12 protein-coding genes and 1 tRNA gene are annotated in these 14885 nt (G+C 65.3%); 11 read left to right on the forward strand and 2 right to left on the reverse strand.

Annotated elements, in window-relative coordinates; genetic code table 11:
• Positions 1–97 precede the first annotated feature (97 nt).
• The gene (locus VG566_RS08290; RefSeq protein WP_014646588.1) at positions 98–676 is read right to left on the reverse strand and encodes a superoxide dismutase; all 579 of its coding nucleotides are present in this window, start codon (positions 674–676) and stop codon (positions 98–100) included.
• Positions 677–796: 120 nt separating this feature from the next.
• Here VG566_RS08290 and grxD point away from each other — a divergent pair, with 120 nt between their 5' ends.
• The 11 genes from grxD (at position 797) to VG566_RS08345 (ending at position 14176) form a co-directional block, all read left to right on the forward strand.
• The gene (gene grxD, locus VG566_RS08295; RefSeq protein WP_005415957.1) at positions 797–1117 is read left to right on the forward strand and encodes a Grx4 family monothiol glutaredoxin; all 321 of its coding nucleotides are present in this window, start codon (positions 797–799) and stop codon (positions 1115–1117) included.
• On the forward strand, positions 1114–1890 hold the full coding sequence (locus tag VG566_RS08300) for an SDR family NAD(P)-dependent oxidoreductase (RefSeq protein WP_241884349.1): 777 nt from the start codon (positions 1114–1116) through the stop codon (positions 1888–1890). The genes grxD and VG566_RS08300 overlap by 4 nt, the downstream gene beginning before the upstream one ends.
• 251 nt (positions 1891–2141) lie before the next feature.
• Positions 2142–5330, forward strand: coding sequence for a TonB-dependent receptor (locus VG566_RS08305; protein ID WP_053494945.1), 3189 nt, complete (start codon positions 2142–2144; stop codon positions 5328–5330).
• 253 nt (positions 5331–5583) lie between these two features.
• Entirely contained in the window at positions 5584–6972 is a 1389-nt protein-coding gene (gene ppnN, locus VG566_RS08310) for a nucleotide 5'-monophosphate nucleosidase PpnN (protein ID WP_241884350.1), read from the forward strand.
• A 161-nt stretch (positions 6973–7133) separates the two neighbouring features.
• Positions 7134–7649 (forward strand): GspH/FimT family pseudopilin, encoded by a 516-nt coding sequence (locus VG566_RS08315; RefSeq protein WP_111205955.1) that lies wholly within the window; start codon positions 7134–7136, stop codon positions 7647–7649.
• Positions 7646–8119 (forward strand): type IV pilus modification protein PilV, encoded by a 474-nt coding sequence (gene pilV / locus VG566_RS08320; RefSeq protein ID WP_032960895.1) that lies wholly within the window; start codon positions 7646–7648, stop codon positions 8117–8119. The genes VG566_RS08315 and pilV overlap by 4 nt, the downstream gene beginning before the upstream one ends.
• 2 nt (positions 8120–8121) lie before the next feature.
• Complete coding sequence (locus VG566_RS08325) at positions 8122–9282, forward strand: PilW family protein (RefSeq protein ID WP_241884351.1); 1161 nt, start codon at positions 8122–8124, stop codon at positions 9280–9282.
• 2 nt (positions 9283–9284) lie between these two features.
• Complete coding sequence (locus tag VG566_RS08330) at positions 9285–9800, forward strand: PilX N-terminal domain-containing pilus assembly protein (RefSeq protein ID WP_032960888.1); 516 nt, start codon at positions 9285–9287, stop codon at positions 9798–9800.
• A gap of 11 nt (positions 9801–9811) precedes the next feature.
• The gene (locus VG566_RS08335) at positions 9812–13558 is read left to right on the forward strand and encodes a pilus assembly protein (protein WP_032960885.1); all 3747 of its coding nucleotides are present in this window, start codon (positions 9812–9814) and stop codon (positions 13556–13558) included.
• A gap of 38 nt (positions 13559–13596) precedes the next feature.
• Positions 13597–14019: a type IV pilin protein gene (locus VG566_RS08340; protein ID WP_049416370.1), complete on the forward strand. Its 423-nt coding sequence runs from the start codon at positions 13597–13599 to the stop codon at positions 14017–14019.
• Positions 14020–14099: 80 nt separating this feature from the next.
• Positions 14100–14176, forward strand: a tRNA-Asn gene (locus VG566_RS08345).
• 72 nt (positions 14177–14248) lie between these two features.
• On the opposite strand, the gene VG566_RS08350 is transcribed toward VG566_RS08345, so the two are convergent.
• Positions 14249–14821, reverse strand: a complete 573-nt coding sequence (locus tag VG566_RS08350; RefSeq protein WP_423172631.1) for a GspH/FimT family pseudopilin — start codon at positions 14819–14821, stop codon at positions 14249–14251.
• Between the last annotated feature and the right edge of the window lie 64 nt (positions 14822–14885).

A 14885-nucleotide genomic window follows, 5' to 3' on the forward strand; every position in this document is an offset into this window, starting at 1 on the left:
CGGTAGTGCCGGCCGCTGGCCGGCAACCCCGGCATCCTTGTACGTCCAGTGGGTTGCCGGCCAGCGGCCGGCACTACCCGGTGACAGAGCCGCTGCCTCAGCGCAGCTGGCTCTCGGCGAATTCCCAGTTGACCATCTGCCAGAACGCGTCCAGGTAACGCGCGCGGTCATTCTGGTAGTCGGTGTAGTACGCGTGCTCCCACACGTCGCAGCACAGCAGCGGGGTGCTGTCGCCGGTCAGGGGCGTGCCGGCGTTGCGGGTGGCCTGGATGCCCAGCTGGCCGCCCGGGTGCTGCACCAGCCACACCCAGCCCGAGCCGAACAGGCCCAGTGCAGTGCGGTTGAATTCCTCGCGCAGGCGCTGCGCGTCACCGAACTGGCGCTTGACCAGCTCGCCCAGCCGGCCCTGCGGTTCGCCGCCGCCGCGCGGGCGCAGGCACTGCCAGTAGAAACCGTGGTTCCAGGCCTGGGCGGCCGCATCGAACAGCGTGCCCTGGGCATGGCGCACGATCTCTTCCAGCGACGCCTCCTCCCACTCGGTGCCGAGGGTGCCGGCGTTGACCGCGTCGACATAGGCGCGGTGGTGGCGGCCGTGATGCAGTTCCACGGTCTGCGCGGACAGGTGGGGCTGCAGGGAGCCGGAGAGGTAGGGCAGGGCGGGCAATTCGACGGGCATGTGCAGGTTCGTGGCCAGGGGACGGCGGCAGCCTGTTCCATCCGCTTACAATGGCGGCTACCGTGGGCAGTCTAGCCGACCATCACGGTCGGGTTGTCCGGCGAAGCAAGGAGTGTGGTTGTGGCGGTAATGCAGCAAATCCAGGCCGAGGTCGATCGTTACCCGCTCGTGCTGTTCATGAAGGGCACCCCGCAGTACCCGATGTGCGGCTTTTCCAGCCGCGCCGTGCAGGCGTTGATGGCTGCCGGCGCCGTCACCCTGCGCACCGTCAACGTGCTCGAAGAACCGGAGATCCGCGCCAACCTGCCGCGCTTCTCCAACCTGCCGACCTTCCCGCAGCTGTTCATCAACGGCGAGTTGATCGGCGGCTGCGACATCGTCATGGAACTGTTTGAATCCGGCGAGCTCAAGCGCATCGTCGAAGAGGCGACCCAGGGATGAGTGCCTGGCCGTCGACGTCACCGACTGACGGGGCGCTCGATGGCCGCCCGTTGCAGGACCGCGTGGTGCTGGTTGCCGGTGCCGGCGGCGGGCTGGGCAGTGCGGCGGCGATTGCCGCTGCGGCGGCCGGGGCTACCGTGGTCCTGCTGGGGCGCAAGCCGCGCCGGCTGGACCGGGTCTATGCCCAAGTCCAGGCGGTCGGCCCGGAACCCCTGCTGTACCCGATGGACCTGGAGGGTGCCGGCCCCGATGACTATGCCGAACTGGCCCAGGCCCTGCAGCGTGAGCTGGGGCGGCTGGATGGCCTGCTGGTCTGCGCCGCGCATTTCCCCGGCCTGACCCCGTTCGAGCTGGCCGACCCGGCCAGTTTCGCTCGTGCGGTCCATGTCACCCTGACCGCCCCGGCCTGGCTGGCCCAGGCCTGCCTGCCGCTGCTGCGGCAGCGCGAGGATGCTGCCCTGGTGTTCGCGGTCGATGCCCCCGAACGGGTGGGGCAGGCCTACTGGGGCGGGTATGGCGTGGCCCAGCACGGCCTGCGTGGCCTGATCGGCAGCCTGCACGATGAGCTGGGTCGCAGCCCTGTCCGGGTCAGTGGCCTGTACCCGGGGCCCCTGCGCACGGCACTGCGCGCCCGCGCCTATTCCGTCGATCAGGACCCGGCTGCGCAAGGGCCCGAAGCGGCCGCCGCTGCGGCCGTCATCCTGTTGTCCCCGGCCGGCCATGCCTGGCGGGGGACGATTCTCGATGCCAGCGGGGCAGTTCCCCGCGAGTGAGCCCCGGGGAAAGGCGGAGTGAAGAACCCGTCACGATTGCGTTGCGAACCGGTGCCGTTTGTCGCACAACCGTCACATTGATGGCGTAGCGTGTTAATCTAGTGTTAACCGTTATGGCTGCCTTCAGCCAAGCGGTAGGGAACCCCAGATAACTCTCCGACCAGCCACCCGCAGGGCTGTTTGGATGCGCTTTTTTTTCCGCCATCGCCAACTCGCATCGAGGCTACCGAAAAATGACCCACCCACTCCGGATGTCCAAGCTTACCCTTGGTCTCGTGGCTGCACTTGCTGCCGCTCCCGCCTTCGCCCAGAGCACCTCCGCTGGTGTCGGTGGCCAGGTCGTGACCCGCGGCGGCCAGCCCGTCGCTGGTGCTGAAGTCACCATCACCCACACCGAGTCGGGCACGGTTTCGCGTGCTACCACCGATGCGGCCGGTCGCTACAACGCACGCGGCCTGCGCGTGGGTGGCCCGTACAGCATCACCATCACCAAGCCGGGTGAAGGCACCAAGACCGAAGATGGCGTCTACCTGGGCGTGAACCAGACCGGCACCATCAACGCGACGCTGACCGGCGATCTGGCCGGCGCGACCAATCTGGACACCGTGCAGGTCACCGCCGTCGGCGGCGGCTCGGAAGTGTTCAGCGCCACCAAGATGGGCTCGGGCACCAACATCAGCCAGCAGCAGATCGAAGTTGCGCCGTCCGTCGGCGGCAACATCCAGGATCTGATGCGCCTGGATCCGCGCGTCACCTTCATCGATCGCGCCTCGGGCTCGATCTCGGCCGGCGGCCAGAACCCGCGCTTCAACTCGATCAACATCGACGGCGTCTCGGCCAGCGACACCTTCGGCCTGGAAGGCAACAACATGCCGACCCGCCGCCAGCCGGTCGCGATGGAAGCCATCGAAGCGCTGGACATCAACCTGTCCAACTACGACGTCAGCATCGCTGCCGCCGCCGGTGCCACCGTCAACGCGGTGACCAAGTCGGGTACCAATGAATTCCACGGCTCGGTGTACGGCACCTACCGTGATGGCGACTGGTTCGGCGACAACCCGGAAGGCCAGCCGTTCAAGGGCTTCACCAAGGAAGAAACCTACGGCATGACCCTGGGCGGCCCGATCGTCAAGGACAAGCTGTTCTTCTTCGCCAACTACGAAAAGTTCAAGCAGGCCGCCCCGGGCGCCGACCTGAGCGGCACCGCGCTGGGCAAGGCCAACCCGCAGTTCACCCTGGCCGACGTGACCCGCGCGCAGCAGATCGCGCAGGGCTACGGCATCAACGCCGGTGGCCTGGAAAGCAACGGCGACACGGAGATGGAAGAGTACGCGCTGAAGCTGGACTGGAACATCAGCGAGAACCACCGTGCCAACATCCGCTACAGCAAGATCGACCAGAGCAAGCTGCGCATCAACGGCATGGCCACCAGTTCGGCCTCGCTGAGCTCGTATTGGTACCAGCATGACAAGACCAACGAGAGCTACGTCGCCCAGCTGTTCAGCGACTGGACCCCGAACTTCTCGACCGAATTGAAGGCGTCGTACCGCGAGTACTCGGCGATCCGCAACGTGTCCACCGACGCACCGAGCATCCGCATCTTCTTCGGCGGCAACGAGGCTGCACCGTCGGGTGACTCGCTGTACCTGGGTACCGAAGTCAACTCGCAGAACAACATCCTGGAAACCAAGGCGTGGAACTACTACGCCGCAGCTACCTGGACCCTGGGTGACCATGACGTCAAGTTCGGTGCGTCGTACGACACCAACGACATCTACAACTACTTCGGCGCCAACTCGTGGGGTGCCTACACCTTCTACGGCCTGGACAACTTCGCCGCTGGCCGCTGGAGCAGCTACAACTACAATCCGGAGCGCACCCCGGGCTCGATTCCGGCTGACTACAAGTACAGCAACCTGGCCCTGTTCGTGCAGGACACCTGGTATGTCAACAACAATCTGACCCTGACCCTGGGTGTGCGTGCCGACCGTGCCGACACCAGCCCGGCCCCGGCCTACAACGCTGCGGCGTCGACCTTCTTCGGTCGCGATAACAGCGAAGTGCTGAGCAACAAGTTCCTGATCCAGCCGCGCGTCGGTTTCAACTACACCTTCGACAGCGAGCGTCCGACGCAGCTGCGCGGCGGCGTGGGCCTGTTCCAGGGTGATGCGCCGCAGGTGTGGCTGAGCAACAGCTACTCGGCCACCGGCTTCAACAATTCGGTGTACGCCTACACTGCCTACGATCGCACGCTGCCGTTCAACCCGAACAAGGACAGCCAGCCGGTCCCGACCACCCCGGGCTCGAACCGTCAGAACGTCAACTTCGTCGGCAGCGACTTCAAGATGCCGTCGGTGTACAAGGCCAACCTGGCCTTCGATCATGAAACGCCGTGGTACGGCATCGTGGCTTCGGCAGAGCTGCTGGTCACCAAGGTCAAGGATGCCCTGTACTACAGGAACCTGAACCTGGGCCCGGTGCAGCAGCTGGGTCCGGACGGTCGTGAGCTCTATTACGCTGCGTCGCGCAACGGCAACCTGTGGACCAACAACGATGCCCGCTTCGGGCGGAACCGCGGCTACGACGCCGTCTACGAAATCGCCAACACCGACAAGGGCCGCACCTCGCAGTTCACCGTGTCGCTGAGCAAGCCGTGGTCGGACGCCAGTGACTGGTCCTGGAACATCGGTTACACCTACACCGACGCGACCGAAGTGGGCTCGCTGACCAGCTCCACCGCAAGCTCGGGTTGGAACTACCAGTACGCCTTCAACGCCAACAGCGAAACCGAGAACACCTCGCGCTACCAGATCCGTGACCGCCTGTCGGGCTCGCTGAACTGGAAGCACAAGTTCTTCGGCGACTACGAAACCAAGGTCGGTCTGGTGTATGAGGGCCGTAGCGGCCGTCCGTACAGCTACGTGTACTCGAACGATGCCAACGGCGACGGCCGCTCCGCGAATGACCTGTTCTACGTGCCGAACCCGGGCGAGGTTCTGTTCGGCAATCTGGCGGGCAGCACCTTCACCCCGGATGCGGAAATGGAGAAGTCGTTCTACGCATGGCTGGCCGCCAACCCGCAGCTGGCCAAGTACGCAGGTGGCTACGCTCCGGCGAACCAGTTCCGTACCGGCTGGATCAACACCTTCGATATCCGCATCAGCCAGCAGCTGCCGGGCTTCATGAAGGGTCACAAGTCGGAAGTGTGGCTGGACATCCAGAACGTCGGTAACATGCTCAACAAGAAGTGGGGCAACATCTACGACTACGGCTTCTTCGCCGATGCGCGTGTGGCTACCCTGCAGGGCATGAAGGACGGCAAGTACGTCTACAACTTCCGCGGTGCTGACCTGCCGACGGTGGCCAACAACGACGCAGACGGCTTCGACGTTGGTGTCTCGCAGTGGTCGCTGCAGCTGGGCTTCCGCTACCAGTTCTGATGCACTGACGTAGCGCTGCTGTAAACGGAAACGGCCGGGGAAACCCGGCCGTTTCCCGTTCAGGCGAAAGTCCTTGCGGGGTGCTGGGCAACGGCGTAGCATCTGGAACTGTGCGCGGTGCCAATGCCGCCGATGCGGTCCCGGAAAGGCGAACGCGGGCAGCACACATCCAACGGTCGGGTTTCCCGGCCGTTTTGCTTTTTAAGGGGGCGGCAGTACAGTCGGAAACCTTGAAGGAAGCGAAAAATTGGATATGACCACGAACGAAAAATCGGCCCGTGCACTGCCGGTGCAGGATGCGCGGATCTACCCGCGCGGTGGGCTGGATGTGCTGTCGCGGGCCGAGGTGGCGCGCCTGCGCGATGCCTCCGCCGGCGGCATGCATGAGCTGCTGCGCCGCTGCGCGCTGGCTGTGCTGACCAGCGGCAGCGCTTCGGACGATCCGCGCGCGGCGCGCGACCTCTACCCTGATTTCGACATCCAGGTGGCGCAGCAGGATCGCGGCGTGCGCATCGACCTGGTCAACGCACCGGCGATGGCCTTCGTCGACGGCGAGATCATCCGCGGTGTCGCCGAACTGCTGTTCGCCGTCGTGCGCGACCTGGCCTACATGGCCATCGAGATGGGCCCGGCCTACGCGGCCGAGCTGGAGTCGACCGAGGGCATCACCAACGCGGTGTTCGGCCTGCTGCGCAATGCGCGCATCCTCAACCCGGGCGATCCGAACCTGGTGGTGTGCTGGGGCGGCCATTCGATCTCGCGCGACGAGTACCTGTACACCAAGCAGGTGGGTTACGAGCTGGGCCTGCGCGGCCTGGACATCTGCACCGGCTGCGGTCCGGGTGCGATGAAGGGCCCGATGAAGGGCGCCACCATCGCCCATGCCAAGCAGCGCCGTACCGTGACGCGCTACATCGGCCTCACCGAGCCGGGCATCATCGCGGCCGAGTCGCCGAACCCGATCGTCAACCACCTGGTGATCATGCCGGACATCGAGAAGCGCCTTGAGGCCTTCGTCCGCATCGGCCACGGCATCATCGTGTTCGCCGGTGGCGTCGGCACTGCCGAAGAGATCCTGTACCTGCTCGGCATCCTGCTGCGCGAGGAGAACAAGGACCTGCCGTTCCCGCTGATCCTGACCGGCCCGACCGTGGCGGCGCCGTACTTCGAGCAGATCGACCGCTTCATCCGCCTGACCTTGGGTGATGAGGCTGCCGAGCGCTACGAGATCATCATCGGTGACCCGGTCGCGGTGGCCAAGAAGATGGCCAACGGCATCAAGCGGGTGCGCGAGCACCGCCTGGCGCAGAAGGACTCGTTCTTCTTCAACTGGTCGATCGAGATCCCGTGGGAGTACCAGCAGCCGTTCGTGCCGACCCACGAGGCGATGGCCGCGCTGGACCTGCACCACGGGCGTGCGCCGCACGCGCTGGCGGCCGATCTGCGCCGGGCGTTCTCGGGCATCGTCGCAGGCAACGTGAAGGAGGACGGCATGCGCCGCATCGAGCAGTTCGGGCCGTTCCAGATCCACGGGGATCCGGACATGATGCAGGCGCTGGATGCGCTGCTGCGCGCCTTCGTCGAGCAGCGCCGGATGAAGATCTCCGGCGAATACCAGCCCTGCTACCAGGTGCTGGCCTGAACCCGTGCCGGCGCGATGGGGATCGCGCCGGCACGGGCAGGGGAGGGCGGGTCGTCAAGCCTTTGACGCCCGTCGCCCCGGATTGACCGTTCATCCTGCCGCCGCTTGCCGGTGGCGGGACGATGGCCCATCGTGGCCACCAACACGCTGGGGAGCGTCCAATGTCTTTGCGCCGGGAAAGCGGCTTCACCTTGATCGAGCTGATGGTCACCATCGCCGTGGTGGCGATCCTGGCTGCGATCGCCTTTCCAAGTTTCCAGGGCACGATTCGTTCGAGCCGGGTGAGCTCGACCAACAACGAGGTCCTGGGCCTGCTCAGTCTTGCCCGCAGCGAGGCGATCCGCAGCAACCGCGGTGGCGGCGTCTGTGGAAGCAGCGACGGTGCCAGCTGTGATGGTGGCTGGTCGGGCGGCATGCTGGCCTTTGCCGATGCCAATGGCGACGGTGCGCTGTCGGCAGGTGAAACCGTCCTGCGCTTCGTCAGTGGCAATCCCAAGCTGAAGATCACTGGGCCGGCCACGGAGATCGCCTTCGACGGGCGCGGCCGTCGCCGCGCCAGCGCCGAGCAGGAGGTACGGCTGGAGCCGGACGTCTGCAGCAGGGGCGCACTGCACAAGCGCACACTGACGGTGAACGCCTCCGGGCAGATCCGCAGCACCAAGGAAGCCTGTCCATGACCACCCGTACCTTCCGCGCGCGCCAGGCCGGGGGCTTCACCCTGCTGGAAGTACTGATCGCCATCATCGTGCTGGCGTTCGGCCTGCTGGGTTTTGCCCTCTTGCAGACCCTGAACGTCCGCTTCGTGCAGAGCGCCAATTATCGAACCCAGGCCACCAACCTGGCTTACGACCTGACCGAGCAGATGCGCAGCAACCGCTTCCAGGCGGCCTGGTACACCGGCGCGTCGTTCGCGGCAGGCAGCAAGACCGCCGCCACTGCGTGCACCAGCGATACCGGCGACGTCTCCATTGAAAAGAAGATCGCGCGCTGGCAATGCCAGGTGGTGAAGGCGCTGGGCGACGATGCAGGCGCCAATGTCACCTTCAGTGGTGGCGTGGTCAATGTGGCCATTACCTGGGGCGACCAGCGCTGGGATCCGGATGACCCGGACAAGGCCACCACCTTTGCACTGGCTACGGAGCTGTGAGCATGCGCCTGAACCGACGTGCCACCATGGCCGGCCTGTCGCTGGTGGAACTGATGATCGCCCTGGTGATCAGCCTGGTGCTGATGCTGGGCGTGGTGCAGGTCTTCATGGCCTCGCAGGCTGCCTCGCGCCTGTCCGAGGGGGCCTCGCGCGTGCAGGAGAACGCCCGTTTCGCGCTGGATTTCCTTGAGCGCGACATCCGCATGGCCGGGCACATGGGCTGCGTGAACGACCAGGCCCACGTGGTGAAGAACCAGGGCGATCCGGTATCGCACCTGGGTGCATCCTCGGGCGATGGCAGCCCGCTTGATTTCAGCGTTTCCATTCAGGGCTTCGATGCACCGGGAACCGCGCCGGGCGGGAGGCTCGCACTCGGGGCGACATGGTCCGCACCGTCAGCGCTGCCGACAGCGATCACCCGGCTCAGCCCCGCGCCGGCAGGCGGAAGCGATGTGCTGGTGCTGCGCTACCTGGCGCCTGAGGGGGTGCCGGTGACCGGCATTTCGTCCAGCGGCGGCAATGCGCTTCTGGACATGGACAGCACCCGGGTGGCCCGACTCACCTCGGGGGGCGTGGCGGCACCGACCTTGTTCGGCATCGCCGACTGTGCCCACGCGGACATCTTCGCCGGTACGTTGAGTGCGGCCCGTGTGACCGCGCCCTCGCTGGACCTGTCGCGCTATGCCGCGCAGCCGACCGGGCAGACGATGCTCTACCGGGCCGAGTCGATGGTCTACTACGTCGGCATCAATCCGGAGACCGGACAGCCGGGCCTGCGCCGTGCCCGCGCCAACAGTGCTGGCGCCTATGCGGTCAATGAAGAACTCGTGGAAGGCATCGAAAGCCTGCAGCTGCTGTATGGCCTGGACAGTACCGCCAACATCAGCCTGGGCACGCCACCGGCCGGCAACATCACCAACCTGGCCGCCGCAACTGGCGTCAGCACCAACGCGAACGCGTCCGGTGCCGCGCAGTGGCTGCGGGTCGGGCAGGTGCAGGTGGGGCTGCTGGCACGCAGCCCGACGCCGTCGTCTTCGAGCACACCTGCCAACCCGCTGTCGGTACTCGGCGTGGGCTTTGTCAGCAGCGACAGACCTGACGGCCGCTACCGCTCCAGCTATGAAGTCTCGATTGCACTGCGCAATCGCCTGTTCGGGAACTGACCATGACGACCTTTTCACGTTCGTTCAGGCCCGCCCCCGCTCGCACCCAGCGCGGCGCCGTGCTCTATGTCGCGTTGATCATGCTTATCCTGCTGGCGCTGCTGGGCATTGCGGGCATGCAGGTGGCCGGCATGCAGGAGAAGATGGCTGCGAACTACCGCGCCGCCAACCGGGCCTTCCAGAACTCCGAGGGCGTGGTGCGTGCGGCCGAACGCTCGGTGGAGAAAATCGCCAACCGCCAGGATGTGGGGAGCGGCAGCCTGGTGCAGTCCAGCACTCTGTCGCGGGCCTGCGATGACGGCTTCGATCCGGTTATGTGGGCGGAAAATCGCCGCAACCAGACGCGTCCTGCGGTCAATGTCCGCCAGATCGACAGCTGTGTGATGGGCGAATCGTCGCTCGACATGGGCCGTCCGCTGGAAGACGTCACGCCGATTTACCAGATTACCGGCTTCGCGACCGACGATGCCGATGCGAGCTCGTCGTCGGTGGTCATCGATACCGTATTCAAACTCTGAGGACGCAGGCCATGGCTTCGCGCAAATTCCGTTTCATGGCCGCAGGCAGCGTCGCATTGGCGCTGGGGGGGGGCTATGTCATCTACAGCCTGATGGCGGCCCAGGCCCAGGGCACGCTGGCGCAGGCACCGCTGAACATCCAGGTACAGACGCCGCCGGCCTTCCTGATGGCGCTGGATGATTCCGGCTCGATGTTGTGGGAGACGTTGAACAACACGCGCGATGGCGTGTACCGCTGGGATGGCAGTGGCTTCTACAACCAGGGTGCTGTCAACGGCTACGATGGGTCCGGGCAGCGCTACCTGTACGTCTTCCCAAGCTATGGGCGCGACGACCAGGCAGCCATTCCGCCGCTTGACAGCTTCGGTTTCGCCCGATCACCTGACGTCAACTCGTCCTACTACGATCCGCGTGAGATCTATCCTGGCTGGAAGACCGGCTTGTCCGATACAGCCCTCGCCAACTATCTGGACATCAGGGCGTCCAGTGCGCCGCTGGACCCGCGTCCGGACAATGCACCGAACAAGATCGCCGGCGCCCTGGACCTGACTGTGGACTCGCTGTTGACCAGCATGGACACCGGCGGGCGGACCGGCGCGAACTGGCGCTTCCGCTTTCGTTCCGGCATGACGCTGCCGGTCGGAACCCGTATTGAGCGTGGGCGATGCAACCTGAGCGGGGGGGCTGTCCGGCAGGAAGGCTCGTTCGACAACGTGACGCGCCAGACCACCATCAGCAGCTCAAGCTGCGATGCTGCCGTCGCCTTCTATCCGGCCACGTTCTTCCTGGCAGATCCGTCTACACTCCCGGCGGAATATGGGTACACCGCGGCACCTGTTGCCGTTGCAAATCCTCCGGGCGGCCGTCCAGGTACGTTGTACAAGTACGAAATCAAGATTGCGAACTTCGGCAACAATCAAGCGAAGTACAACGCTGCCATGCAGAGCTTCGCCAACTGGTTCAGCCTGTATCGGACGCGACGCGAAGCGCTGATCGGTGCGGCCACGAACGCGCTGTACGACACTACCAATCTGCGCGTGGGCTGGTTCCGTATCAATGGCCGCCGCGCGGTGACCATGTTCAACATGACCAACGAGCCGGAGAAGCAGCAGCTGCTCAGCCAGATCATCGGCGAAATGCGGGCCAGCAGCAGTACGCCCAATCGTTCCGCCGCACAGTACCTTGGCGAACAATTCCAGCGCACGGATCAGAACGCGCCGGTACTCCTGTCATGCCAGAAGAACGCGGGCATGCTGTTCACCGATGGCTATATCAATGAGTCCGGCAACACGACGCTGATGAAGGATCTCGTGGCGCCGTACTACAACAGTTCTCTCGTGCCGGGCAAGGAGACCAATTCCGTGCCGGTGCCGGCCGAGTGCAAGGGGCCGAATCCAAATCCGTCGCTGGATTGCAAGACCCACCTGCACATGAATTTCTACGGCGTGACGCTGGGCACGCAGGGCAAGGAGTTCGGCGTCCGGTACCTGCCGGATCCGCTGCGCCCGTGGGTGCTCAGCCCCGACCCGTACGTCGTCAAGCCCAACTTCCCGACGACGACGCAGGACCTCAAGCCCGAGGCCGTTGATGAGCTGTGGAACGCGGTCTATGACACCCGCGGTGAAATGGTCAACGCCACGCGCCCGGCCGAAATCACCGCAGCCATGCGCCGCATCATCAGCAACGTCGCCCAGGGCGCCACGCCGTCCGGCTCGCGTTCGCTGACCGGCGCACGCATCGGCGTCGGCTCGTTGTCGGTGGAACCGTTCTACGAGGCCACCAACAACGGCACCGACTGGTACAGCAAGTTGCGCGCCTTCAAGCTGAGCGTCGAGCCGTCCACCCGCAAGATCGTTTCGGAAGAGGCCTGGGAAGCATCTGCGAAGATGCCGGCGCCTGCATCACGCCGCATCCGGTTCTGGCGCAACGGCGCGCTGGAAGACTTCACCGGCAGCAATGTCAGCCTGGCCAATCTGTGCACCAAGTCATCGACGCTGTATCCGGGCATCCTGATCTGCAGCGCGTCCGAGCTGGCCGGCCTGACAACGGATTCCACCACGGCCGTGGCCTACCTGCGTGGTGAAACCTCCGGCGAGAAGCGCAACGGCGGCAAGCTGCGTGATCGCAGCACGGTACTGGGCGACATCATCACCTCCACCCCGGTGCTGAGTTCGCCTCTGGATGACTATGGGTTTGGCCGCCTCCCGGGCACGATGGGCAGCAGTTACGCCGCCTACATGACCACCAAGCGCAATGGTCGCCGCTACATGGTCTACGCCGGCGCCAACGACGGCATGTTGCATGCCTTCGATGGTGGCATGGGCGCCGACGGCCAGATGGACGCTGACGGTGGCAAGGAGCGGTTCGCCTACATTCCCTCGACCGCGTTGGGCCACATGGGCAACCTGTTGTTGCCCAACGACCCGACCAACCAGAACGCCCAGCGTTTCCAGCACCGTTACTACGTCGATGGCCCGGTGACGATCAGCGACACCTACGGCAGCAACGGGTGGACCACGTCACTGGTGGGCACGGCCGGTGCCGGCGGCCGCAGTGTGTTCGCGCTGGATGTGTCCGATCCGGGCAACTTCGGCGCCACCGGCTCCCTGCTGTGGGAGATCAGTGACCTCGATGCTTCGCTTGACGATGCTGTGCGCGCCAACATCGGCCATGTGCTGGGCAAGCCGGTGATCGTGCCGGTGAAGAATGCCGACGGTTCGGTGGGCTTCAAGGCGATCTTCGGCAACGGCTACGAGAGCAGGAGTGGCAAGGCGGTACTGTTCGTGGTTGACATGGTGGCAGGCCGCACGCCGACCATCCGCATGATCGAGGCGATCGAGTCGGGTACCAACCTGCCGTCGGGCAGCAACGGGCTGGGCAACATCGTGGTGGTTGATCGCTGGGGCGGAACCGGGCAGAACGCGCGGGTGCGCGATGGCCTGGCCGATACGGTCTATGGCGCCGACAAGCGTGGCGTTATCTGGAAGTTCGACCTGCGCGGGACCACCGCGCCAACCGTACCGTTGTTCACCACCAATACCCATGTCGATCCCGCCGACCGCCGGACCTACCGTCAGCCGATCACCGGTGGCATGACGGTGACCACCGGACCGTCCGGTGGCGTGATGCTGATCTTCGGCACCGGCAGCTTCTCCTACTACGGTGACGAGAGCGATACGGCGGTGCAGGCGTTGTACGGTATCAACGACACCGCAGCGGGCCAGCCGACGACGACGCTGACCTCGGCAAACCTGAGCTCGTATACGGCCGAGATCGGTTCCGGCGTGCGGACGTTGCGTGCCGGAACCGTGCCTACGGTCAGCCGCGGCTGGACCGTGGTGCTGGCCAACAAGGAGCGTGCCGTCGGTAATCCGAGGATCGTGTCCGGCGTGGTCTTCTTCCCGACCTATATTCCGTCCGACGCTCAGGGTTGCTCGGTGGACGGTGCGAACTGGTTGCTTGGCCTGCAGGCCAGCACCGGGCAGGCAGCGATGTCGCAGGTGCGCTTCGGTGCCCCCGACGGCCGGTCGCCGGGAGCGGGTACTGCCGGCGTTGCTCTCAACACTGGCGGCAACGCGCCGGTGAGGGATGTGACGACGTCGGTGGTGCCGCGCCTGGCGCCGCCGGACAGCACTCCCGGCAACCCGCCGCCGCAGCCGCCAGGTGAGGCGTGCCTGATGCAGATCTCGGTGGCCGGTGCTGATCCGATGTACCTGCCGTACCCCTGTGGCCGCCAATCCTGGAGGCAGATCCAGTGACCGGCGTCGATCCTTCTCCGGCAGCAGGAGCCCGTGCAATGCGCCAATCTTTCGCGGCGGGTCGCCTGGCCCGCGGTTTCACCCTGATCGAGCTGATGATTGTGGTCGCGGTCGTGGCAATCCTCGCCGCGATCGCATACCCGAGCTACAGCGAACATGTGCGCAAGTCGCGCCGGGCCCAAGCCAAGGCCGACCTGGTGGAATACGCACAGTTGGCCGAGCGCTTCCACACGGTCAACAACACCTACGTCGGTTTCAAGTTCCCGGGCAATGCCGATTCGATCAACTCCCCGCGCGAGGGCGGCACGGCGGCCTACACCCTGTCCATGCAGACTGCGCAGTCCACATTCACCTTCACCGCCACAGCCGTCAACGCACAGGCGAAGGACAAGTGTGGAAATCTGACGCTCAACCAGGCCAACGTGAAGACCGCCAAGACCACGCTGTCCGAGTGCTGGTGACACTGCTGGAAACAGACGACGCAAGCATGTGAACGGGAGTGTTGCACTCCCTGTTCGACGTGATTACAATGCGCCTCCCCGCCCGAATAGCTCAGCCGGTTAGAGCACTTGACTGTTAATCAGGGGGTCGTTGGTTCGAGTCCAACTTCGGGCGCCAGATGTTACACATCAAAGGCTTGTGGACTTCCGCAAGCCTTTTTTGTTGTCTGCTTGAAGGCCAGGGCATCGTTCAGCAGGCTTGCCCGGCCCGCAGGGTGGACGAACGCGCCCGCCCACTGTTGCTGACGATGACCCGCGCGTGCTCGCGTCCCCGCACGCAGATTTGCAGTGTCAGGTTGCTGCCGGGACTGCGGCCATCCGGTTGGAAATAGAGTTGCGGTCGCCCGCTGCTGCTGGCGGCACTGATCGTGACATCCGGGCGGCCGGCCTGATGCAGGACAATGGCATCGGCCGTGGATGGGGGCTGCCACGCGCCTGCGGCCCGGTAGGCAATCCAGCCCTGGCTCCAGTCGTCCCCGCAGCGGTGGCCGTCCGCGCTGGCGCAGAGGCCGATCAGTTCGCGACGCATGATGGCCTGGCTGCGTGCCGTTGCCAAGGCGGTTTGCAGGCTGAACCGGGTGGCTTCCGCGCGCTGGTGCAGCAGCAGCGCTCGCAGCGAGGGCCAGCCGGCGGCCAGCAGCACGGCCAGTACCACCGTGATGACCAGGATCTCGATCAGGTGCATGCCGCGCGACGCGGCGCGGCTGGAAGTGTGGTCAGGGTGCATGCATCCAGCCTCCGCGCCCGGCTGCGCGGCCGCCATCGGGAATCCCCGTGGCGGGCTGCCCGGCCACCCCTCAGCCAGCCGTCACCCCTAGCCCCGTATA

This window comes from Stenotrophomonas sp. CASM114, assembly GCF_049384325.1.
GTDB lineage: Bacteria > Pseudomonadota > Gammaproteobacteria > Xanthomonadales > Xanthomonadaceae > Stenotrophomonas > Stenotrophomonas muris.

Excerpts from the sequence above, each read along its gene's own strand:
- VG566_RS08290 (WP_014646588.1), bottom strand. The coding sequence starts at position 676 with ATGCCCGTCGAATTGCCCGCCCTGCCCTACCTCTCCGGCTCCCTGCAG.
- VG566_RS08300 (WP_241884349.1), top strand. The coding sequence starts at position 1,114 with ATGAGTGCCTGGCCGTCGACGTCACCGACTGACGGGGCGCTCGATGGC.
- VG566_RS08305 (WP_053494945.1), top strand. The coding sequence starts at position 2,142 with ATGTCCAAGCTTACCCTTGGTCTCGTGGCTGCACTTGCTGCCGCTCCC.
- ppnN (WP_241884350.1), top strand. The coding sequence starts at position 5,584 with ATGACCACGAACGAAAAATCGGCCCGTGCACTGCCGGTGCAGGATGCG.
- VG566_RS08315 (WP_111205955.1), top strand. The coding sequence starts at position 7,134 with ATGTCTTTGCGCCGGGAAAGCGGCTTCACCTTGATCGAGCTGATGGTC.
- pilV (WP_032960895.1), top strand. The coding sequence starts at position 7,646 with ATGACCACCCGTACCTTCCGCGCGCGCCAGGCCGGGGGCTTCACCCTG.
- VG566_RS08325 (WP_241884351.1), top strand. The coding sequence starts at position 8,122 with ATGCGCCTGAACCGACGTGCCACCATGGCCGGCCTGTCGCTGGTGGAA.
- VG566_RS08330 (WP_032960888.1), top strand. The coding sequence starts at position 9,285 with ATGACGACCTTTTCACGTTCGTTCAGGCCCGCCCCCGCTCGCACCCAG.
- VG566_RS08335 (WP_032960885.1), top strand. The coding sequence starts at position 9,812 with ATGGCTTCGCGCAAATTCCGTTTCATGGCCGCAGGCAGCGTCGCATTG.
- VG566_RS08340 (WP_049416370.1), top strand. The coding sequence starts at position 13,597 with ATGCGCCAATCTTTCGCGGCGGGTCGCCTGGCCCGCGGTTTCACCCTG.
- VG566_RS08350 (WP_423172631.1), bottom strand. The coding sequence starts at position 14,821 with ATGGCGGCCGCGCAGCCGGGCGCGGAGGCTGGATGCATGCACCCTGAC.